Raw genomic sequence first — 20,259 nt, forward strand, 5'->3', positions numbered from 1 at the left:
TCCAACATGCCTCGTTTCGCCCGCCTGTTCGATTCCGCCGAAGACATCGTCGATGCCTTCCGTGAAGCCATGAAGTTGCGCGACGCCGATGGTGCGTTGCGGCTGTGGCTGGATGAAGACTCTGTCACGTGCGTGATGCCCGATGGCCAGCGCCTGATCGGCCACGACCAACTGCGCCAGGCATTCGCGCTGTTGCTCGAGGAGCAGCCCGTGCTGATCGATGCGATCGAGACCAGCAGCCATGCGTCGCTGGCCGTGTCGATCTTCGACGTGACGGAAGCGCTGCGATTCGGCACTGACCGCGTGGAGGCCGACCTCTACGTGCACACCACCTACGTGCTGATGCAGAACCACGAGGGCTGGCGCCTTGCCCACATCCACTGCAGCCCGGCAAATGCCGTGCAGGTAGCGGCCGTGGCGGCGGCTCCGGGGCAGGCACTGCACTGATCCCCGCGCAAGACGCCATGCTGTTCGGCGAAGCCTTTCAAACGCCATGGTGGCTGCGCGGTGGCCACGCGCAGACGATCCTGCCGGCACGCTTCACGCGCCACCGGCGCATCGTGTTCCGGCGCGAACGCTGGGATACCCCCGACGGCGACTTCATCGACCTGGACTGGACCACCCACCCGACCACCCCGGGGGCACCGCTGGTGGTGATGTTCCACGGTCTCGAAGGCGATTCGCGCAGCCACTATGCGCAAACGCTGATGGCCGCGCTGCGCGAGCGCGGCTGGCAAGGCGTGATCCCGCACTTCCGGGGCTGCTCGGGTGAACTGAACATCGCGCCGCGCTTCTACCATTCGGGCGACTCGGCCGAGATCCGCTGGGTGCTGGAACGCGTGCGGAATCAGGTCCACACGGTGCAACCGGGACGACAGATGCTCGCCGTGGGCATCTCGCTGGGCGGCAATGCGCTGCTGCGCTATCTGGGCGAGGAAGGCCGCGGAGCGAACTTCCTTTCCGCCGCCGCGTCCGTCTCGGCGCCGCTGGATCTGGCCGCCGGCGGCGCGGCGCTGTCCAGTGGCTTCAACATGATCTACACGCGCATGTTCCTGCAAACGCTCAAGCGCAAGTCGCTGGCGAAGCTGGAACAGTTTCCAGGTCTGTACGATCGGGAAACGATGCTCGGCAGCCGCGATCTCTATGCGTTCGACAACGTCGTGACCGCGCCTCTGCACGGCTTTCGCGACACGGACGATTACTGGGCGCGCGCATCGAGCAAACCGATCCTCGGCGAGATCCGCATCCCGACGCTGGTCCTCAACGCCCGCAACGATCCGTTCCTGCCCGCCCGGCATCTGCCGGGCCCACGCGAGGTCAGCGCCGACGTGCTGCTGGAACAGCCCGAGCACGGCGGCCACGTCGGCTTCATGACGCCACGCGAGGGCCTGCTGGGCCAGTTGCCGCTGCTACCCTTCGCGGGCCATATCGAATGGCTGCCCACACGCATCCTTGATTATTTCGACAGCGTGCGCGCGACCCAAGCAACACCAGCCACCTGAGGCGGCGTATCTCCGGCCCAACGCCGGAACCGCCACGCTGGCAGAGACAAGAAGGAGACAAACATGGATGAGGTGGTCAAGCAGGCCATGGCGCGCTGGCCCAATGTGCCGTACTGCTACGGCTGGCTGGCACTGGACCGGCGCGGACAATGGCGGATGCGCAACGAGTTCGCGCAGCAGCATGGGCTCTCGGGCGATCCGATCCGGCACGAGGCGCTGATCGGTTTCATCGAGCGCAACTACACGCACGACGAACGCGGCGCGTGGTACTTCCAGAATGGTCCGCAGCGCGTGTTCGTCTCACTGATGTACACGCCGTGGGTGGCGAGGCTGCACAACGGCCGGCTGACCACGACGTCGGACCGTCCGTTCACGCCGACCGCCTGCTATACGGATGAGCAAGGCAACGTGGTCTTCGCCGGCACGGTGCAGGGTGTCGACAATGCCGTGCAAGTCGCGCTGCTGCACGACCATGATCTCGAAGCATTCAGCGAGGCGTGCGACTGGCATGGTGAAGCGTGCGGCGCCACGTTGGGGGTGTTCCATCACGACGGCGTCGACATCGACATCGAACCGGTGACGGAAGCGGAGTTACCCAAGCGCTATGGCTTTGTGCGAACGCCGGTAGCCGAGTAAGGCTTTTCTCCTCTCCCCACGCCTGGGCCGGCCTGTGGCAATCACTCAAGCCGATCAGTTCGGCATCCCCTTGTTGTCCTGCTTCTCTTCCTTGAACTGAAGCTGGAGTTGATGCAGACGCGCATCGACTTCGGACAGCGTGTAGAAGTCGCCATCACCGGCCTTGCGCGCGATCTGGAGTTGTTCGATGGCGGCCTGGTACGAGCCATCCATCGCATACTTCTCGGCCATCGCCTGATGCTGCTGCAGGCGCTTGCCTTGCGCCGCGTAGGCGCGCGCGAGCAGTTCCCACCATTCGGATCGGCTGGTTTCCTCGCGCGTGCGGGACCGCAGGAACGCTACGGCGTCGTCTAGCTTGTTCGCTGCGACAAGCGTGTCGGCATAGGCCAGCGCCGCCGCGTGAGACAGCGGAAACGCGCGCATCGTGGCCATCGCCTGCGTCAGCGCATCCTGCGTCCTCCCCTCGGCACGCGCCAGTTCCACCGCCATCACATCCAGCATCGGACTGCCCGACGTCGCACCCGGGATATTGCCGTAGAGGCGACGCGCCTCCGCAAGCGCCTTCTCGGCATCGGCAAAACGGCCCAGCCGCTGATTGGCGAAGGCGATGCCGTAGTAGACCGCCGGCAGTCGCACCGCCGACGTGTTGCTGTTCACCTGGGCCTGGAAGACGGCCAGCACGTTGCGCACATCGTTCGGTGTGGGCTCCTGAATCACGCGTGCCCGCGCGCGCGCGAACTCGTACTCGGGCGTGTTCGGTACCTTGTGTGGTGGCACGTGACTCACGCGGTCCTGCATGTCGGCGATACGCTCGGACGTCAGCGGGTGGGTACGCACATAGGCCGGCACGGAATTGTCCGAGATGCCCATCACGCGTTGCAGACGCTGGAAGAAGTCGGGCATCCCCTGGGGATCGAATCCCGCCGCCGTCATGATCTGGAAGCCAACGCGGTCAGCCTCGCGCTCGGCGCCGCGCGAAAACGAAAGCTGGTTCGCGACGGCCGCGCCCTGACCGCCCATCGCCAGCGCCGCCGCGGCATCGCCGCTCTTGGTGGCGGCCAGGCCGGCCAGCACCATCGAGGCCAGCGCGATCCACATCGACTGGTTCTGATTGGTGATGCCGCGCGCAATGTGCCGCTGCATCACGTGGCCGATTTCGTGCCCCAGCACCGACGCCAGTTCGGATTCGGTCTCCGACTGCACCAGCAGCCCGGTATGCACGCCGATGTAGCCGCCCGGCATGGCAAAGGCGTTGATCGAGCGATCCCGCACACCAAACAGCTCGAAACCGGTGGCAAAGGTGCCCGAACCGTTAGAGCCCGAGATGTTCTGCCGGCGGGCCGCCTGGACGAGCCTGTAACCAAGCGCATTCAGGTAGTCGTTCATAAGCGGGTCGGAGACATAGTCGGGATCCCGGCGGATGTCGCGCATGATCCGGTCGCCGAGGCGCTTCTCCATGTCCGGCGACAGCGAGGCCGTCGACGGATCACCAAGATCGGGCAACTGATTGCCTGAACTCTCCACCACCGTGTTGGCGCTGCGCAGCCCGAATTCGGACTTCTGGCCGGCCCGCACGCTCCGGTTAAGGTTGTCGTAGACCTGATCGCTGGCGTCGCTTGGAGGGGGTGGCGCGGCTGGGGCAATACTCGTCGTGCCCGCCGGCTTTGCGCTCGTTCCCTGCACGCCCTGAGGCCACGCCGGAGCCGCCATTGTCAGCACCAGCACGGTGGCCAGCGCACGCGTCATATGTGATGCGCGCGAGGCTGGCGCTGCGGCTGCGAGTGGGTGAGCACTCAGCCGGGCTGGCAGGCGGAAAGGCCGGAGGGTCTTGGGCATGTTGCTATGATAGCGGCCTGCGGATGACGTTCCCATCGGGCAAGCCCCAGCACACATTTCCTCCTGTTTCGCCATGAGCCAGCTCACACATTTCGACAACGCCGGACAAGCCCATATGGTCGACGTCGGCAACAAGGCCAACACCCATCGCGTTGCCGTGGCAACCGGCACGATCACGATGCTGCCCGCGACCTTCGCGCTGGTGCGCGACGGCAACGCCAAAAAAGGCGACGTGCTCGGCATCGCCCGCGTGGCGGCGATCATGGCCACCAAGAGAACCGCCGACCTGATCCCGCTCTGCCATCCGATTGGCCTGACCAAGGTGGCGGTCGACTTCGCACTCGACGAACCGAGCTCGACAATCGCCTGCATCGTCCGCACCGAGACCCACGGCCAGACCGGCGTGGAAATGGAAGCACTGACCGGCGTGCAGGTGGCCCTGCTGACCATCTACGACATGTGCAAGGCGGTGGACCGGGGCATGGTGATGGGCAACGTGAAGCTGCTGGAAAAGCATGGCGGCAAGTCGGGGGATTGGGTGGCAAACCCCTGACTCGTAAGGTCGCCCAGACGTTTACGCATGGCTTGGCCGTACTGAACAGTGTGTCGCGTGCGACCCTTGTGATGCGTCGATGTTGATGACAGAGAGGCACAAAAATTCGATCTTGCTCCAATCCTGCTCCACTGAGGACAGGAAATGGCTTCTATATCCCGCAGAGACGACCGATGGCAGGTACGTGTTCGTCGCAAAGGTTTCCCGCTTGAAGTAAAGACTTTCACCACTCGCCAAGATGCCGAACGGTGGGCGCGGTCCATCGAATTGGAGATGGACAGGGGAAATTACATCAGCCGAAGCGAAGCCGAATCGACCACCCTTGGGGATGTTCTCCAACGGTATATCGTCGATGTTTGCCCGTCGATGCGCGGTGGCACTGAAGACACCATCAGGCTACGTGCGATGTGCCGAACCAGACTTGCCAAATTGAGCATGGCTGCATTGACCCCAATGGCAATCGCAGCGTATCGGGACGAACGACTGAAACAGGTGGCCCCCGGCACCGTGATTCGCGAACTGGCTTACCTTTCCGCCATCGTCAACCACGCACGGCGCGAATGGGGTATCAACATCACAAACCCGGTCGCATCTGTTCGCAAACCACCGTCGCCACAGGGGCGAGACAGGGTACTGTCGGCAGAGGAAGAATGCCGATTGCTTGCTGCGCTGGCACCTACTGGACGTCGGAATCCGTGGCTACGGCCAATGGCAATCCTGAGTCTGGAAACGGCAATGCGGCGGGGTGAACTTCTGCAACTGCGCTGGCAGAACATCGACCTCGCAAGCCAGACGGCGTTCCTGCCGATGACCAAGAATGGGACCCCGAGAACTGTGCCCCTATCCCGGAAAGCGGTGGACCTGTTACGGGACCTGCCGCGTTGCATCGATGGAAGCGTATTCCCGATCAATGCACCAGCGCACCATAAGGCGTTCGAACGGGCATGCAAACGGGCCGGACTGGTTGACCTGCACTGGCACGACCTTCGTCACACGGCCATCACCCGGCTGGCAACGAAGCTGCCAAACCTAATCGAACTGGCGGCAGTATCCGGGCATCGCAGCCTGACCATGCTGAAGCGGTACTACCATCCATCTGCTGCGGACTTGGCAAAGAAGATTGGCTAACCGTCCGGCCATCCATGTCGGCGAGACATCGGTACACTGATGTCTCGCCCCGCCACCAGTTCCGCAGTGCCTGCCCGATATGACCGAAGAAAAACTACTCATTGCAATCGACCGGACTGCGCAGCTACATGAAGCAGTAGCGGCGCATGTGGACGGTCTCATTCCCTTCCCTGAGAAACGTTTCGTCGTCTCATTCCAAGCCGGACTGCTGTCACTGGACCACGCAAGGGGTGCCCTGATACTGATTGGCAACCGTCTGGGTACTTCCGCCTTATCCCTGCTGCGCCCTCAGTACGAATCCCTTGTTCGTGGCATCTGGCTGCTTCATGCCGCCACGGACAATTGGGTGGACAAACTTGGCGAACCCCTGACCGTCGAGAGTGCCCGCAGAGCGAACGAAGGGCCGATGTTGGCGGAAATGCTGAAGCAATTGGATGCCAGTGACGCCCCAGCGCATCTGATTGATCAACTGAAGCAATTCAAGGATGTGTCGTGGAAAGCACTGAGCAGCTACACTCACGGCGGGCTTCACCCGCTGGCAAGGACGCTCTCCGGCTTCCCTGTCCAGCTTGCAATTGACGCGATGCGGAACTCCAATGCGCTTGTCTGCATCGCGGCACAATTGACCGCCATTCTCACTGGCGATCCGCAAAGGAACATGCCCGCAGTCCGCAAGTTGCACGTGGACTTTGCCGACTGCACACCGATCATCAAGCCCCACGTGGAAGCCTGACCCGGCACCCCTTCGGGTAATTTCGACAGCCCCAGAACGGTCCGCCCTTTCCATCTCGCGCCACCAATTTCACACCGCAGGCCGCACAAGTCGGGGTCTGGTAATCACCTTCAAACGCCCGCGCCAGCAGCCTTGCTTGTTTGTCGGCGTCCAAGGCACTGATGCGTTCAACAATGCCAGCGCCGTCCAACAACTGGATACCAGCTTCGGCGGCGTAGGTCTGCACCGGCTGCCCGATAAAGCCTGCCAACGACCAGAAGACGCCCCGCTTCACTTTCGTTGAATGCATGCTCCCACCAAGCGCCCGGACTGGTTCCACCTTGACAGGCGAACGCCACGCCTTGCACTGGACGACTGCGATGGGTGTAGCCATTCCATCCTTGTACAGCGTGGCATCGATACCGCCATCTGCCCCATGCGGCACCGTCTTGACGGTGAATCCCATCGCCTCGTAGTACCACACGCACAGCATCTCAAACCGCTTCCATTCGAGTTGCCCAAGTGCGTCGATGGTCCATTCCGTGGGCTTTGCGTGCGCTGTTTGTTGACCGGACGCTGAGATGGCTTCGTCAATTCGGTCTGTTGCCCCTGGATTGACCTTCGTGACCGGCGCACTGGTGCGGACAACACGGAGACTGCGCTCTTTGCGCATGGGCCGTGCCCCGCCAGAACCCGAATTGCCCTCCGCTTGCCGCTTCCGGGCGCGAAGGTAGGCCAGCAACCCGAGGGAACCGAACATCGTTGCCGGAACCCAAGCGAGGGACCGACTTGTCATGGCAAGGCCGATCAGGAATGGACTGCGGGCAAAGGCTGCCGGAACAACGGCGTGAAAAACGATGTAGCTGCCCAACGCCAACACAACCGAAGCCCACCACGGCGCATCCATCAGTACGTCGCTGAGGGACGGCTTTCTTCTTCTGCGACCCATCTGCTCACCCCGTTCTTCTTGTTCAATTCATTTGCGCAGCAGGGCTGCCGGGACGAATCTAGCAGAAGTACTGAAATCCAACACGTTGCGCCACACCAACACCCCACCTCTTGGCGATTCCTCAGCCGTTGCCACAACTGGTAGAGAAGATCGCTTAGTTATCGCCCTACGACCGTGATTGTGTCGCGTTCCCACAAAATGGCCCAAGACCGCTGATGCCAATTTATAAATTGACCGTCTAAATAACGAAACTTGCAAAGCGCCGCCCTCTAGACGGCCACTTCGTTTCCACACACTGTGTAAACACAACTACGAGTCTTGCGCTTCAACGATGGCTATCATTTCTTGCATACGGTCAAATTTCGGCCCTTCATGGGGAACCGGCTTCAACGGCTTTCACTCTCTCAACGTATCGTGGGAAGAACTGGTATGGGCCGCCGTCACCGTCGGCAAGCCAGGACTGCCTTACCTATTCAATCACTCGTGGCATTCCGTCAGTGACATCATGGTGCGAATGCACATGGTCTACGCGAACTTATGGCAAGGGGCAAATAGCTATCACAAGTCGAGCTATTATCATGCGCTTGATCCGACGGAAAAAGCGGCAACTTCGTACTTCCTCGGAATGATGGCCGCCAAAATCATGGCAGATAAGGTCCTCGGCGTTCCGTGGCTTTTTCACTTGTCAATGCTTCAACCGCTCGGGGGTACACCATCACTCATCGGCAAGTCGTCACCGGACCTAATCGGCCTGAATGGAAACCATCAGTGGGCGGTAGTCGAAGCAAAGGGGCGGACAAACAAATTCGATTCGGAGGCAGCCAGCAAAGCGAAACAACAGACTCGGCAGCTTCGCATGATTAACGGCAACTTCCCGTTTGTTCGCGTTGCGGTGCAATCCTACTTCTCTCCGGCGTTAGAATTTGCTATTGACGATCCCGATGAGTACGACGATAACGCTGTTGATTTTGATGGGGATGTGGAACTTGCCTTTCGCCGTTACTATTCCTTTGTTGACACAGTAACGCGCGCCAGCAACGATGTACGGACTATCGCAGGCGAACAGTTTGCTTTTCGAACATTCGACGAAACCGGCCTCTCGATTGGCCTATCGCGCAAAACGGCATCCCAAATCTCATCGGGCCAAATCACTACTCGCCGGGAATCGTTGGCCGATGGAAATATAGAACATTCGGTCCGTGTGTTCCCCGACGGAATAGCTATCTCGCTCGATAAACGGTGGTCGGAAGACCAAATGAAGATTGACGTGCTGGACCGCACCAGACTCGACAACCCCTAACCTATGAGGCCATCTCGACGGCGGTCTCTTCCTTGGCCTGCCGGGCAAGCCTCGACAGCGTGGACCGGGAACAGCCGGTGGCCGCGATGATCGTGTTCCAACTGTCGCCACGGCGCAGCATGTTCATGATCGCTGCGTTCCGCTGGTCATCCGGCTTGCGGCCCTTGTACCCACCTTCCGACTTCAGCTTGGCGATGCCTTGCGCCTGTCGCCGCCTGCGGTCGTCATAGTCCTTGCGAGCGATTGCGGCGAGAACATCCAGCATCATCGCGTTCATCGCATCCATCATCCGACCTGTGATGTCATCGGCGTTGGTCGTCATCATCCAAGATGTCGGCAGGTCCAGTGCGACGACCCGAACACGACGCGATTGCAGTTCTGCCTTCAGCCGTTGCCAGTCCTCGTTGTTCAGCCGTGACAGCCGGTCCACCTGTTCGCACAGCAGGATGTCCCCTTCGTGGCAGTCGGACAGCAGACGGAACAACTCAGGTCGTTGAAGCGAAGCCCCCGATTCGTTCTCGATATAAAAGGACACGATCTGTAGCCCCCGTTCCTTTGCGAACGCGATCAGGTCCGACTTGGCACGACCAGCATCCTGTTCCTTGGTTGATGCACGAAGGTACGCTCTGACGTACATAACCACCCCAACGGTTCGTTTAGGATAGTTCGAATATTACCGGTTCGATTAGGGTTATGTCAATCCACATATCGAACCAATTCCAGACTGGTTCGCCAAAGGCATACCCATTTGAGACCAGTTGGTCACATGTCTCAACGACCTGCGGTCGTGCGCTTCGCGAACAACATGTGTATGAAGTCATCCGGCGAAAGGGAAGATCGGAGGGAACCGAGGCGACGGACAGGACGGGCGGCCCTTCTTTTGTTAGCCACAGGAAAAAAGAAAAAGAATTCTTCATTTTTCCTTCATTTCGTCACCTATGGACGACAGGGCACCCCTTATAGGGGTGTGTCCTTGTCCGTCCAAATTAGGTCGCAGATGATGTCTGTGGACAACTTGTTTTATCGACCTGTCCGGCTGTCCGCAGATGTCACTTCGGCCAGACGTAACCACCGTAGGTCCCGACGAGGTTGGCTTCGTTCACCAATTGGTCAAGGGCACGTTCAAACGCTTTGCGCTTGGCATCGTCGGTCGTACCCGTCGTGATACCAGCGATGATGGATTCGTCCTTCCACTTCTCTTTGGGAACGACGAGTTCCGGTGCACCCAAACCAAGGGCTTGCTTCAATTCGTCATTGGGAACGACGCCACAGGGATCGGTCATCTTTTTCAGTACCGAAAGGCACGTCTTTGATGCAGGTCGCAGATTCACACGCGTACCGGTCTTCGGCATATCGAGCATGACAAGGGCGGCAGAAGACATATTCCCTTCAAGAGGCACGCGTTCGATCAGGAAGTGGCGATCCTCACCCTCTTCGTCTTCCTTGTTCTTCTTGCAAACCAAGGACCGTGCGTCACCCTTCTTGTCCACGCGATATTCATAATCGACTGCACCGGTCAGACCGGATGCACCACGCAGACGATCTCTATCGCCGTTCCCCGAGTGATGAACAATGACGACCGACGCATTGAAAGGAAGACGCAGGTGATCATCCAACAGGTTCATGAGAAGCCCCATGTCCCGGTTGCTGTTCTCGTCTGCGTTACCGATGTTCCGCGCCAGCGTGTCGATGACGATCATGCGCGGCGGTTCGTTGTCGGATGCAACCTTCGCGATTTGCTTTGCTAGTTCCTTCACGTTGTCAGGATTAGACAGCGGGACCGGAGACTGCCACAGGTACAGCGGTGCCGCCTGCAACGACACGTCGTTCTTTTGCTGCCATGCGGCCAGCCGCCGTCCAAAGCCCTTCTGACCTTCACCGACGATATAGAAGACCGCACCGGGTTCGACATCGTGACCGTGCCAGTCCGTGCCGGTCGCAATACAACACGACCAGTCGATTGCAACGAAACTTTTGCCGCTGCCCGATGCTCCGAACAGCATGCAGGACGTGCCTTTTTCCATGACGCCGTCGATCAGCCAATCAACAGTGTGCGTTACGGCCATCGCATCGGCGGCGCGGACGAACTCACGTGAGCGGGAGGCAGGTGCTTCAATCCGCTTCGTCGCGTTGTCGCCGGTCAGCGCCTTGGCGATGGTCATTTGGCCGTAGGTCTGGCCCTCAGCAGAATGCGGCTTGTCCCACTTCTCGGGCCGGTATAGCTCCGATACCCGGAACAGCCGGTCCAAAGTTGCCGCGTCCTGCGTCGCACGGGCCAGCATGTTTGCCAACGCAAGGTCGGCTTCAGACTGACTCGGGTAGTCGGAAAAATCACCATCAAACAGCTTGCGGAACCGTTCGCCGCCAACTTGCATTGCATTTGTCAGAATGGCCGCCTCGTCCAAGATGCCGGTAACGCGATCATCGGTAACGGTCGGCAAGTTCGCATCCGCCGCCGTCGATTTGCGGAAATGCGTTTGGTATAGCCAATCAAGGGCTTCTGCCTGATCGGTAATCTCAGCCGTGTGGCCCAGCTCATGACCCGTGACCGTCAAATAGCGGGGGCTGCCCTCGCCGTAGCATTCAATGTTCTTGTGCAGCGTGCCCTTGCCGAAGCGGCCAAACGTGCCACAGGTAAGAATGTGGAGGCCGTCACCACTCGGCGACTTTTCCATGTATGCCCCATCGAACCGCGCAACGATTTCAGCTGCCAGCGGTGTGAGTTTGCCGGATGCGTCGATAACGTGGTCAAGGTCAACACCTACCAGATCATCGCGAAGATGGATACCGATGCCATCGAAATCGCCCGCTTCATAGGCGGCACGTACCTGATCGAATGTCGCCCACGTTGCCGAATTATTGGGGCTGGCGTAGTGACCGTTGCATTGGTACGGCGGCTTCGTCCACTTGTCTTTCTCTGTTAGCTCGTAGCGCCACAGAACCCAATGCGGATGATTCCTGAGACTAGCGGGAATGCCGTCGAAATTGACCGGCAGGACTTCAGGCTTTTGGGGTGCGAGGACAGCCGACATCATTGCACCTCGCCGACCAGTTTGCCCGATACAAGCGCACGCAACGGAAGCGGCATGCCACCGTGGCTGAAGGTGTCTTGAAGGGGCTGAGAGAGGATTACATTCGATTGCTTTTGAGTTTGATAAGACATTTAAAAAGTTCGCGGAACTACCGCGCAAATACGTCAGCACGCCCGAATAGACGAACGCTCACCCGCAAGGCGCATAGGCTGCGCGGATTGCGTGCGAACACCGAGAATTTTTCGGGGTACTGGCGGAACTGATTAAGCTTCCGCACAAGGCTTCAAGCGACGGCAAAACGCCGCCGACAGTCGTGAAAACACGACATCAGCCAAGGTCGGAAACCGCCATTAATTCATATAGACGCGACAACTTCAGTACGGTTGTCGCGGTGCGAGTATTCGGCCAAAAGGACCGAAATTCGCTCAGAGAAAAGTCCTCTTCGGACTTTGCATGTTCGGCATACGGAAGCCCACCGAACAAGACGCACATTATACAGGTCGGTGCCAGTTTCGTCAATATTTTCTTGACGGCGCTCGTTTTTTATGAGTGGGTTCTTGCTGGTGTCTCACCGCGCCAACAGTCTATGAGGTTGACGCCGCCGCTTCCCGCACCCGCATGATGGTCTGCCTGCTAGTCCTCATGTCTCGGGCAATCTGGGCGACAGACGCACCAGCATTCAGCCGGTCCACCACCACGGCACGCTGTTCTTCAGACAAGGCTGACGGCCTGCCAAACGTCTTCCCTTCCGCCTTGGCCCTGCGAAGGCCAGCCGTCGTGCGTTCAATGAGTAGGTCACGCTCGAATTCGGCCACGGCGTTAATAACGCCCATCGTCATCTTCCCTGCCGGACTGGTCAGGTCCACCCCGCCAAGGGCCAAGCAGTGAACACGGACACCAGCGGCATCCAGACGCTCGACCGTGGACCGCACGTCGATAGCATTGCGCCCGAGGCGGTCCAGCTTGGTCACGATGAGCACATCGCCGCCTTCCAGCTTGTCCAGCAACTTTGAGAAGCCCTTCCGTTCGGAAGCGGCCACCGAACCCGACACCGTCTCCGCGACGATGCGCTGCTTGGCGACGGTGAATCCCGCCGCTTCGATTTCCTTCACTTGGTTCTCGGTGGTCTGGTCCGCAGTCGAGACCCGGCAGTAAGCAAACAGTCGTGACATCCACACCTCACATGTCCGAAATAGGAGTCCGAATATTACACCCTGTCCGATAGGTTTACAAGCTAAGTTTTGGACATGCGGATTCAGGATGTCCGCCAACACTCGGTTTTGGACACCGAAGCACTTGTGTTCTTGGATTCCTGTGGGTAGCCGACTTCCCGGCGATCAGAGTTGAAAATGTGCCGGTATGCTGCCAAAGTCCTTTGCGTAGGCCCGACGCACCAAGGTTGTATTCACTTCGGTGTCGCCAAACGACAAATTGCGTCGTATAAATCACAAATGAGTGTGGAAGCATGACAGAAGAAGATTTGCTGGTAGTGCAGAAAGAAATCTGTCCTCTCATAGAGAAGGGAGACATTGCTCTCCTTCTGGGGGCGGGATTCAGTTATGGGAACAAGTCCATCAACGGGACAATTCCGACTGGTGATGGATTACGGGACGCACTTCTCGAAAGATGCGATACCAAAGCAGGCCCAAAGACCACCCTGAAAGATGCTTACACTTATGCTGCGAAGCGAATTGCCAATTTTAACGGCTACCTCAAAAACTTCTTCACTGTGCAGAGAGTGGAGCCATGGCAGGAGCGAATGTTCCAATATGCATGGAACCGTATATACACAACCAATATCGACAACGTTCTGAATGTCGCGTACACCACTTGTCATGCGAAAGGCTTGTCGTCCGGCGATTTTGAGTTTTTTAACTACCGTGATCAAGCATCAGCAGAGAATGTCATTGGCAGCATCCCGGTAGTTTCTATTCATGGCACCATTGCTGACATTGAATCCGGCTTTATCTTTTCGAATCTTGAATACGCGATTGCTTCGACGAAGACGTTCGATTGGCACAATGAACTAGCCAAACGCATGCTCATGGGTGGGCTAATCGTAATCGGCAACCAATTGGATGAATCGGATATCGATTCGTATCTCTCGCGTCGCACCGAGACTTACGGTGACTCTCAAAAGAAGGTCCAAAACTGGATTGTCATGCCAAATCCGGACCCGATCAAACGGGAAAATTATACTGAAGCTGGCTATTACGTAATTGACGCCACGGCCGAGGAGTTTTTTTCAGCGGTTTTCAAGTACGCGCGGCCACGAAAAGTTGTTGATATCGTCCTCGATGCACTGCCCGCAGGAAAAAGTCGCTACAATCGAATCGGTGCAATGACATGGTTTAAGGAAGCATTCAACCCAGTGCTTCAGGCCATCGAGCGATCACGAAATGAATCGGGCATTCTTCGGCATTTTGTCACCGGCGCACATCCAGAATGGTTATATATTACCAATCACGCACACGCCAGGACGCCTAGAATCTCGCGGTTGGCCGAGATGATTGCATCCGAAATGTCAAAAGCGCGAGAAGGCATCGGCACAATGCACGTCGTCGGTCCAAGCGGCTCCGGGAAAACCACCGGCATTCGCGCCGCCTTGATGGATTTGTCAGACAAGTATCCCTACATTTACGAGTTCAACTCTTCGAATGGGATTGACATTGACAAGTTTATGTCAATCATATCCGGGTTTTCTGATAATTCTCGCGCAATATTTGTGTTTTATAGCGCATCCGAATTTTATTACGCAGTCAACACTATTGCGCTCGAACTTCGAGATCGAATAAAATCTTTTTGCCTTTTTATTTTAGAAGATCGTGTCTACGATTATAAGACAAATGTACGTCACCTGACCGATTGCTCCGCTGATGCGCCGATCTTCGAATTTGGTTCATTAACATATGAAGATGCACTGGCAATATGTGCTCGCATATCAAAGCATCCGATCAAACTAGGCGATTTTTCTGACCTGCCCATCGAAAAGCAAGCAGGACGCTTGCTGGACCGTGAACGCGGCTTCAATGGCGACCTTCTATCTGCCCTTTACTCACTCACAACACACGAAAATTTTGAAACCAAGATTTTCAATGAATATAATTCAGTAAAAGATAATGAAGCCAAAAATATTCTGCGAATTGTTACGACACTTCATCACCTTGGTTTTGCCGCGCCGATTAATTACGTCGCGGGGATGCTTGAAAAGACTGTAGATTCAATTCAAGAACAATTAAATGGCAATCTGTCGGGTATCGTGCTTGATTTTGGCTCTCGCGGCCAACTCGCCTGCCGACACAGAGTAATTGCTGATTGTTACTTCGGAAATTGCATTGAGATGCAGGGCATGCAAGATGAAATATTGGGAATATTGGACTATTTGTCCAATAAGTTTACCATCGAGGACATCAAGCATCACCCCTTACCATATCAGATATACAAGCGCATAATCTCCTTCGATTTCCTATATGAGAAATATTTCCCTGCAAAATCGCGGCAAACGGACACGGAGCGTACATACCACCACGCGCAGAAAATGTATGGGCACGATGGAGTTTTCTGGCTGCAATTTGGGAGATTCTATCGAAAAATTGGGCGCTATGATGACGCGATTGATTGTTTCCGCACCGGCTTAGATTTTTACGATTCATTCCAAACCCGTCACTCCCTCGGGGCGACGCTTATTGCAAAGTATATCCACGAGAATTTCGCTGATCGCACCCTTTACGCTGAGGGCATTGATTATCTCGAATATGAACGGCTTCGACGAGGATCATCCGACCCGTATCCCACCTCGACACTTTGCGCAAGCCTCATCCGAATTTGTCGCGCACGCCCGAAGGATACAGAAGCAATACAAAAACTAAAGGAATGCATTAACTATGGGCTGAAGAATTTCCCCGACGATGACTATTTTTCGTCGCAACTTCGGCTTTACCTAAAGCTGAAACTTAGTTAGCTCTCACCCCGGCACGGCCGTTCTCATCGAGAGGGAAAAGGTCGTGCCAGTATCGATCATCTGGCTTTCGCTCCGACTGCCACTTGGTGCTGACTAACGCAACCGCTGGAATCAGCGGTGCCTCGGATGATTGCACTTGACCAGAGTGTTTAGAGCGTTACCGTGCTGCCAAGCAGGGTAACGCGGCAATCGAGATTGCCGCGTCGCTACGCAATTCTTGTAACGGTCAGCATTGATGGCGGCCATTGGTGACCGGTCCGGGGTAGTGGTCCGGGGTAGTGGTCCGGGGTAGTGGTCCGGGGTAGTGGTCCGGGGTAGTGGTCCGGGGTAGTGGTCCTAAAACTGGTCCCGACAGCGACAGCGATACCGATACCGACACCTGACAACGACACTGTGTCCCGACCATTGGGGACATAGGGAAACGGACAAGACTGCCAATGGTTACGGCCCGCACTGCAATTGCTGGACTGGTCTGCATTGATGGCGACCATTGGTGGCCTGTCCGGGGGTACTGGTCCGGGGTACTGGTCACGACATTGGTCCCGACACTGGCTCGGGCAATGGTGGACCAGTAGTGATCGACTGTGGCAGTCAAAGACCATCGCCACCATTGGTCCCAATCAATGGTCGTGTACCAAGCCCGCGCCAACAAGGTCCGTGATCTCCCGCTGGATGCTGGTTAGCGGATCAGCCACGTCCTTTGCGCTCAGTTCAACGTAGTGCCTGTGGAGGACATCACCCCTCTTCGGCGCGTGACCAAGAATCCTACGTAGTTGCGCATCTCCGATACCCATCCTTGCACCCACGCTGGCAATCAGCTTTCTCAGGTCGTGCAGCGTGAAATCCGGTGTCCCGGCCCGCTGCGCCATCTCTGTCACGTGGTCTGCTGAAAGCCCATCGAACAGCCGTTGCTCCGGGTCCAGTCCTTTGCAACGGCGACCAAGAATGTCCCACATATACCCGATTATGTGAACCTCGCCGTGAAGGTACACTGTCGCTTTCACTTGACGCCAGTAATCCAATGAGCCTTCCGCTGGTAATAGAACTACAGCGTTTAGCCGTAGATCAAGGTACATCTGTTGTGCAATTGGTCCGCACCGCAAAGCTAGTGGCAACAAAGCTGGCACTGACTGAAGCACTGGACTGGATCGATTCCGAACTAAACGGATACCGGGACCTAAGTACCCTACCGACGTACAGAAAACTTACCGGTGAATGCAAAGCATTCAACCCGTATCGCGGGTGGATATCTGTGCAGTTTCCAAATGTGGAACTTCACACCCTATGCTCCGAAGCACGGGTGGGCCAATCCCTTGGGTCAATGGAACCGCTACTCGCCGATGAAAGCGACCATGCATTCCTACAGTATTCTTTTGAGCAGCAGCATGTTCTCCAAACATTGTTTCGCGAAGACATGAAGTTCGGCATTCGCCTGTCAAAGGGACACCTGACTGGAATTTTCGATGCAGTCCGAAACCTTACCCTTGATTGGAGTCTACAGCTCGAACAAGCCGGTGTTCTAGGTGAAAATATGTCATTCACCCTGACTGAGAAAGTAGAGGCGAAACCCGTGACACAACAGTTTTTCATCCAAAACGCAGGCGTTGTAGGAAATGTCTCCGACAACGCAACGGTAACCAACAACCAGCAGGTCACGGGATCGCTATCCGTCGAAAGTGTACGTGACCTTGTAAAGCAAGCACATGCTTCCATCAAGTCGCTGCCTGCGGACACCGCAAGTCAAGTGTCTCCACTCTTAGACGATCTCGACCGTGAATCAAGCAAGTCGGCCCCTGATGAAGGCAGACTCAGAACCACACTGACGTCGATCCGGCAGATTTGTGAAGGAGCAGCCGGAAACCTCATAGCGACCGGCCTTACCGCCGCTGTCACCACACTGCTTTCTCGATGACTCGTCTACGGAATTAGTTCGCCATTCGTTGTGTGGCTCGACGCCAGTGCCGTGAATCCGTTGACCTCCTTATCAAGGGTACGTCCCGGCTACCGCAACGGGGCTGCATCGAGTAACAACGGTGCACCCAATGATGTCAACGGTGCCAATGGAACCATTGCCCACCGGTACACCGGTCGTGCAACTGCGGCAACCATTGGGGGCATATGGAAACGGACGACGCGTGCAATCGGTGTACCGGTCGCTATGCAATAGTTGGACCGGTCAGCATTGGTGGCGGCCATTGGTGACTGGTACGGGGGTATTGGTCCAGACACCCGACCCCGACCCCGACACCTGACACCTGACACCTGACACCTGACACCTGACACCTGACAACGACACCTGACAACGACACTGGTCCCGACACTGGTTCGGGCAGTGATGCGGGTATTGGTCCGAGGTAGGTACTGGTCACGGGGTATTGGTCCCGAGGTGGTGGTCCCGAGACTGGTCCGGGGTATTGGTCCGGGAAACTGGTGTACCAGCAGTGATTGACTGTGACAGCGCCCCGGCGATGATCCTGACAGCATTCATCAAGCAGACAGCTATCGCGAACCACATCGCCACCGCGTAAACTTATGGCTGGCGTTGGTGCCGTGGAAACTTGCTCCATTTCTGCTCCACTTCTACTCCAATGCCGACCACTTGATCAACCGGATTGGTCAAGATCGATGATTCGTTTGTCGCAAAAAGTTAGTAATTACTCTTGCTATCGTCCGCACCGAAACGCACGGCCAGACCGGCGTGGAAATGGAAGCACTGACCGGCGTGCAGGTGGCCCTGCTGACCATCTACGACATGTGCAAGGCGGTGGACCGGGGGATGGTGATGGGGAATGTGAAGCTGCTGGAAAAGCATGGCGGCAAGTCGGGCGACTGGGTGGCGGGAGGCGCGTAACGACTCGGCTGCGTAGCCGGGCTTTGCATTCCCGATCACCGACACCGCTTATGCCCCATCGAAATATCGCATATGACATTAATGTCGTAACTGCATTCGACCACCGCTACCGTCGCGCCTATATTGGAACGAACGTTTTTACGCCGGGGAAAACAGCCACCTGAGGGGAGGTGGAAAAGTGAAGACATTCTTTATGCTAGCGGCCGCTTGTGCCGCGCTAGGTGCCGGCATGGCCCATGCCGGTAATGGTCCGAGAGATATGTACCTGGATGGCGCGAGGACGCCAGATCCGTACACCGATGGCGCCAAGGCCACCCGCTTCGACGTCTATACCGATGGGGCAAGTGTGCTTGGCAAACGTGACGTGTTCAGCGATGGCGCGAGCACCATTGACAAGCGAGACACATTCACCGACGGCGCCTGAAAGGCGTCTTCACGGGTGGCGAGATGGGCGCCGGAATACCAGGCCAGGGCAACGTCCCTGGCTTTTTCTTGTCCTCATAAGCCGGCACCCATGACAGCTTGGGATGGGCCAAGGCCGTCAATGTCACCCATGACGTATCGTGGACGTATCGTGATTCACGACACCGGACCGCCACGTACCTGTCACCGCATATCCCGCCCGTAATAAAGGTAACGCCACATTTCGGAATGACCCGGGCTACCCCTGCCTGAGGCAAATTGCTATTCAATGTAATTGGATTGACGCGCGCCGCTGGCCTCGGTACGCGAGATCAGGACAAGGCGCGTTAACGGCAAGACAGGCCAGGCAGGGGGTACATCATGAACGGGCGCAAGCTTTGCCAGATAGCGCTGGTGGCAGCAGCGGCATTGGCATTCGTCAGCACGTCCGCGCAGGCGCACGGCGGTGGACACGGCGGGGGAGGCGGACACGCGCATGTTGGTGTCGGCGTCGTCGTCGGACCGGGTTGGGGCTGGGGCTGGGGTCCCGGATGGGGCTGGGGCCCCGGCTGGTACGCGCCCTATGGTCCTTACTACTATCCCGGCTACTACCCGCCTTACTATCCGCCCGCCGCAGCGGTCGCCCCTTCCGAGCCTCCGCAATACGTCGAACAGGGCAACGTGAGCAACCACGGCGCGCCCGGCGACGCCAATGCGTGGTGGTACCACTGCAGCCGGCCGGAGGGCTATTACCCCTACGTCAAGGATTGCCCCGGAGGATGGCAACGCGTGCCGCCCCAGCAGCCGTCATCTTCGAATCCCTCTAACCCCGGAGTGTCTTCATGAATTTGCGTACCCTGAGCTTGCTGACCCTGGCCGCGACAGCCTCGCTGGGCCTGGGAGCCTGCGCGGTGATGCCATCCGGGCCTACGGTGATGGCGTTGCCAGGCTCCAACAAGACGTTCGACCAGTTCCGCGGTGACGACTACAACTGCCGCCAATTCGCCTTCCAACAGATCGGCGGAACCACGGCCCAGCAGAACGCCAATGCAGCAGCGGTGGGGAGCACGGTGGTCGGGACGGCGCTCGGCGCCGCGGCCGGCGCGGCATTCGGTGGCGGCAGCGGCGCGGCCGTGGGTGCGGGCGCCGGCATGTTGACGGGCGCGGCCGTTGGCACTGGTGCCGCCTATAACTCCGCCTACGGCACACAGCGCCAGTACGACGCCGCATACGTCCAGTGCATGTACGCAACCGGCAATCGCGTACCGGTGTACGGGCAGATGGTGTCCGCACCGCCGCCCGGGCCCGTGCACGAGTCGATGCCTCCGGCCAACTACCAGCCTTACTATCCGCCGCCTCCGCCGCCTGGCTACGTTCGCTGAATACTGCCGGCGCGA

At 57.7% G+C, this 20,259-nt stretch carries 18 protein-coding genes and 1 pseudogene; 13 read left to right on the forward strand and 6 right to left on the reverse strand.

Annotated elements, in window-relative coordinates; genetic code table 11:
• The first annotated feature begins 6 nt into the window (after positions 1–6).
• From RN01_RS09160 to RN01_RS09170, 3 genes are all read left to right on the forward strand, one after another.
• Positions 7–447 (forward strand): nuclear transport factor 2 family protein, encoded by a 441-nt coding sequence (locus RN01_RS09160; protein WP_011515361.1) that lies wholly within the window; start codon positions 7–9, stop codon positions 445–447.
• Positions 448–464: 17 nt separating this feature from the next.
• Positions 465–1,502, forward strand: coding sequence for a YheT family hydrolase (locus tag RN01_RS09165; RefSeq protein ID WP_024569457.1), 1,038 nt, complete (start codon positions 465–467; stop codon positions 1,500–1,502).
• Between the two features lie 63 nt (positions 1,503–1,565).
• Positions 1,566–2,138, forward strand: a complete 573-nt coding sequence (locus RN01_RS09170) for a DUF2946 family protein (protein ID WP_011515359.1) — start codon at positions 1,566–1,568, stop codon at positions 2,136–2,138.
• Positions 2,139–2,192: 54 nt separating this feature from the next.
• Here RN01_RS09170 and RN01_RS09175 read toward each other — a convergent pair whose 3' ends face one another.
• Positions 2,193–3,884, reverse strand: a complete 1,692-nt coding sequence (locus tag RN01_RS09175) for a M48 family metalloprotease (RefSeq protein ID WP_029699984.1) — start codon at positions 3,882–3,884, stop codon at positions 2,193–2,195.
• A gap of 163 nt (positions 3,885–4,047) precedes the next feature.
• Between RN01_RS09175 and moaC the strand changes: the two genes are divergently transcribed.
• From moaC to RN01_RS09190, 3 genes are all read left to right on the forward strand, one after another.
• On the forward strand, positions 4,048–4,527 hold the full coding sequence (moaC, locus tag RN01_RS09180; RefSeq protein WP_017512232.1) for a cyclic pyranopterin monophosphate synthase MoaC: 480 nt from the start codon (positions 4,048–4,050) through the stop codon (positions 4,525–4,527).
• Positions 4,528–4,671: 144 nt separating this feature from the next.
• Positions 4,672–5,655 (forward strand): site-specific integrase, encoded by a 984-nt coding sequence (locus RN01_RS09185; protein WP_024569459.1) that lies wholly within the window; start codon positions 4,672–4,674, stop codon positions 5,653–5,655.
• Between the two features lie 79 nt (positions 5,656–5,734).
• Entirely contained in the window at positions 5,735–6,388 is a 654-nt protein-coding gene (locus RN01_RS09190) for a hypothetical protein (protein WP_017512234.1), read from the forward strand.
• On the opposite strand, the gene RN01_RS09195 is transcribed toward RN01_RS09190, so the two are convergent.
• The gene (locus RN01_RS09195) at positions 6,366–7,316 is read right to left on the reverse strand and encodes a restriction endonuclease (protein ID WP_024569460.1); all 951 of its coding nucleotides are present in this window, start codon (positions 7,314–7,316) and stop codon (positions 6,366–6,368) included. The genes RN01_RS09190 and RN01_RS09195 overlap by 23 nt on opposite strands.
• Positions 7,317–7,647: 331 nt before the next feature.
• On the opposite strand from RN01_RS09195, the gene RN01_RS09200 reads away from it, so the two are divergent.
• A complete protein-coding gene (locus RN01_RS09200) occupies positions 7,648–8,616 on the forward strand; it encodes a hypothetical protein (RefSeq protein WP_128646553.1) in 969 nt (322 codons plus the stop codon).
• Between the two features lies 1 nt (position 8,617).
• Here the strand turns inward: RN01_RS09200 and RN01_RS09205 are convergent, their stop codons facing one another.
• From RN01_RS09205 to RN01_RS09215, 3 genes are all read right to left on the reverse strand, one after another.
• A complete protein-coding gene (locus RN01_RS09205) occupies positions 8,618–9,253 on the reverse strand; it encodes a recombinase family protein (RefSeq protein ID WP_017512237.1) in 636 nt (211 codons plus the stop codon).
• Between the two features lie 412 nt (positions 9,254–9,665).
• Positions 9,666–11,651, reverse strand: a complete 1,986-nt coding sequence (locus tag RN01_RS09210; RefSeq protein ID WP_024569462.1) for an AAA family ATPase — start codon at positions 11,649–11,651, stop codon at positions 9,666–9,668.
• Between the two features lie 581 nt (positions 11,652–12,232).
• Positions 12,233–12,820, reverse strand: a complete 588-nt coding sequence (locus tag RN01_RS09215) for a recombinase family protein (protein ID WP_017515140.1) — start codon at positions 12,818–12,820, stop codon at positions 12,233–12,235.
• 293 nt (positions 12,821–13,113) lie between these two features.
• On the opposite strand from RN01_RS09215, the gene RN01_RS09220 reads away from it, so the two are divergent.
• The gene (locus RN01_RS09220; protein WP_024569463.1) at positions 13,114–15,609 is read left to right on the forward strand and encodes an SIR2 family protein; all 2,496 of its coding nucleotides are present in this window, start codon (positions 13,114–13,116) and stop codon (positions 15,607–15,609) included.
• A gap of 620 nt (positions 15,610–16,229) precedes the next feature.
• Here RN01_RS09220 and RN01_RS09225 read toward each other — a convergent pair.
• Positions 16,230–16,613, reverse strand: coding sequence for a hypothetical protein (locus RN01_RS09225; protein WP_128646607.1), 384 nt, complete (start codon positions 16,611–16,613; stop codon positions 16,230–16,232).
• 17 nt (positions 16,614–16,630) lie between these two features.
• Here RN01_RS09225 and RN01_RS33865 point away from each other — a divergent pair, with 17 nt between their 5' ends.
• The 5 genes and pseudogenes from RN01_RS33865 (at position 16,631) to RN01_RS09240 (ending at position 20,244) form a co-directional block, all read left to right on the forward strand.
• Positions 16,631–17,521 (forward strand): hypothetical protein, encoded by an 891-nt coding sequence (locus tag RN01_RS33865; RefSeq protein WP_128646605.1) that lies wholly within the window; start codon positions 16,631–16,633, stop codon positions 17,519–17,521.
• A 756-nt stretch (positions 17,522–18,277) separates the two neighbouring features.
• Positions 18,278–18,460 (forward strand): annotated as a pseudogene (locus RN01_RS09230) (cyclic pyranopterin monophosphate synthase MoaC); the annotation flags it as partial.
• Between the two features lie 178 nt (positions 18,461–18,638).
• The gene (locus RN01_RS09235) at positions 18,639–18,884 is read left to right on the forward strand and encodes a hypothetical protein (protein ID WP_024569466.1); all 246 of its coding nucleotides are present in this window, start codon (positions 18,639–18,641) and stop codon (positions 18,882–18,884) included.
• A gap of 359 nt (positions 18,885–19,243) precedes the next feature.
• On the forward strand, positions 19,244–19,708 hold the full coding sequence (locus RN01_RS32950; protein ID WP_011515349.1) for a hypothetical protein: 465 nt from the start codon (positions 19,244–19,246) through the stop codon (positions 19,706–19,708).
• Entirely contained in the window at positions 19,705–20,244 is a 540-nt protein-coding gene (locus RN01_RS09240; RefSeq protein WP_017513506.1) for a glycine zipper family protein, read from the forward strand. The genes RN01_RS32950 and RN01_RS09240 overlap by 4 nt, the downstream gene beginning before the upstream one ends.
• Positions 20,245–20,259: the final 15 nt, after the last annotated feature.

Origin of the sequence: Cupriavidus sp. SHE (assembly GCF_000812445.1) — a bacterium.
Lineage (GTDB): Bacteria > Pseudomonadota > Gammaproteobacteria > Burkholderiales > Burkholderiaceae > Cupriavidus > Cupriavidus metallidurans.

What these genes read in the sequence shown, in the direction of transcription:
- RN01_RS09160 (WP_011515361.1), top strand. Translation starts at nt 7, where the DNA reads ATGCCTCGTTTCGCCCGCCTGTTCGATTCCGCCGAAGACATCGTCGAT.
- RN01_RS09165 (WP_024569457.1), top strand. Translation starts at nt 465, where the DNA reads ATGCTGTTCGGCGAAGCCTTTCAAACGCCATGGTGGCTGCGCGGTGGC.
- RN01_RS09170 (WP_011515359.1), top strand. Translation starts at nt 1,566, where the DNA reads ATGGATGAGGTGGTCAAGCAGGCCATGGCGCGCTGGCCCAATGTGCCG.
- RN01_RS09175 (WP_029699984.1), bottom strand. Translation starts at nt 3,884, where the DNA reads ATGACGCGTGCGCTGGCCACCGTGCTGGTGCTGACAATGGCGGCTCCG.
- moaC (WP_017512232.1), top strand. Translation starts at nt 4,048, where the DNA reads ATGAGCCAGCTCACACATTTCGACAACGCCGGACAAGCCCATATGGTC.
- RN01_RS09185 (WP_024569459.1), top strand. Translation starts at nt 4,672, where the DNA reads ATGGCTTCTATATCCCGCAGAGACGACCGATGGCAGGTACGTGTTCGT.
- RN01_RS09190 (WP_017512234.1), top strand. Translation starts at nt 5,735, where the DNA reads ATGACCGAAGAAAAACTACTCATTGCAATCGACCGGACTGCGCAGCTA.
- RN01_RS09195 (WP_024569460.1), bottom strand. Translation starts at nt 7,316, where the DNA reads ATGGGTCGCAGAAGAAGAAAGCCGTCCCTCAGCGACGTACTGATGGAT.
- RN01_RS09200 (WP_128646553.1), top strand. Translation starts at nt 7,648, where the DNA reads ATGGCTATCATTTCTTGCATACGGTCAAATTTCGGCCCTTCATGGGGA.
- RN01_RS09205 (WP_017512237.1), bottom strand. Translation starts at nt 9,253, where the DNA reads ATGTACGTCAGAGCGTACCTTCGTGCATCAACCAAGGAACAGGATGCT.
- RN01_RS09210 (WP_024569462.1), bottom strand. Translation starts at nt 11,651, where the DNA reads ATGATGTCGGCTGTCCTCGCACCCCAAAAGCCTGAAGTCCTGCCGGTC.
- RN01_RS09215 (WP_017515140.1), bottom strand. Translation starts at nt 12,820, where the DNA reads ATGTCACGACTGTTTGCTTACTGCCGGGTCTCGACTGCGGACCAGACC.
- RN01_RS09220 (WP_024569463.1), top strand. Translation starts at nt 13,114, where the DNA reads ATGACAGAAGAAGATTTGCTGGTAGTGCAGAAAGAAATCTGTCCTCTC.
- RN01_RS33865 (WP_128646605.1), top strand. Translation starts at nt 16,631, where the DNA reads ATGAGCCTTCCGCTGGTAATAGAACTACAGCGTTTAGCCGTAGATCAA.
- RN01_RS32950 (WP_011515349.1), top strand. Translation starts at nt 19,244, where the DNA reads ATGAACGGGCGCAAGCTTTGCCAGATAGCGCTGGTGGCAGCAGCGGCA.
- RN01_RS09240 (WP_017513506.1), top strand. Translation starts at nt 19,705, where the DNA reads ATGAATTTGCGTACCCTGAGCTTGCTGACCCTGGCCGCGACAGCCTCG.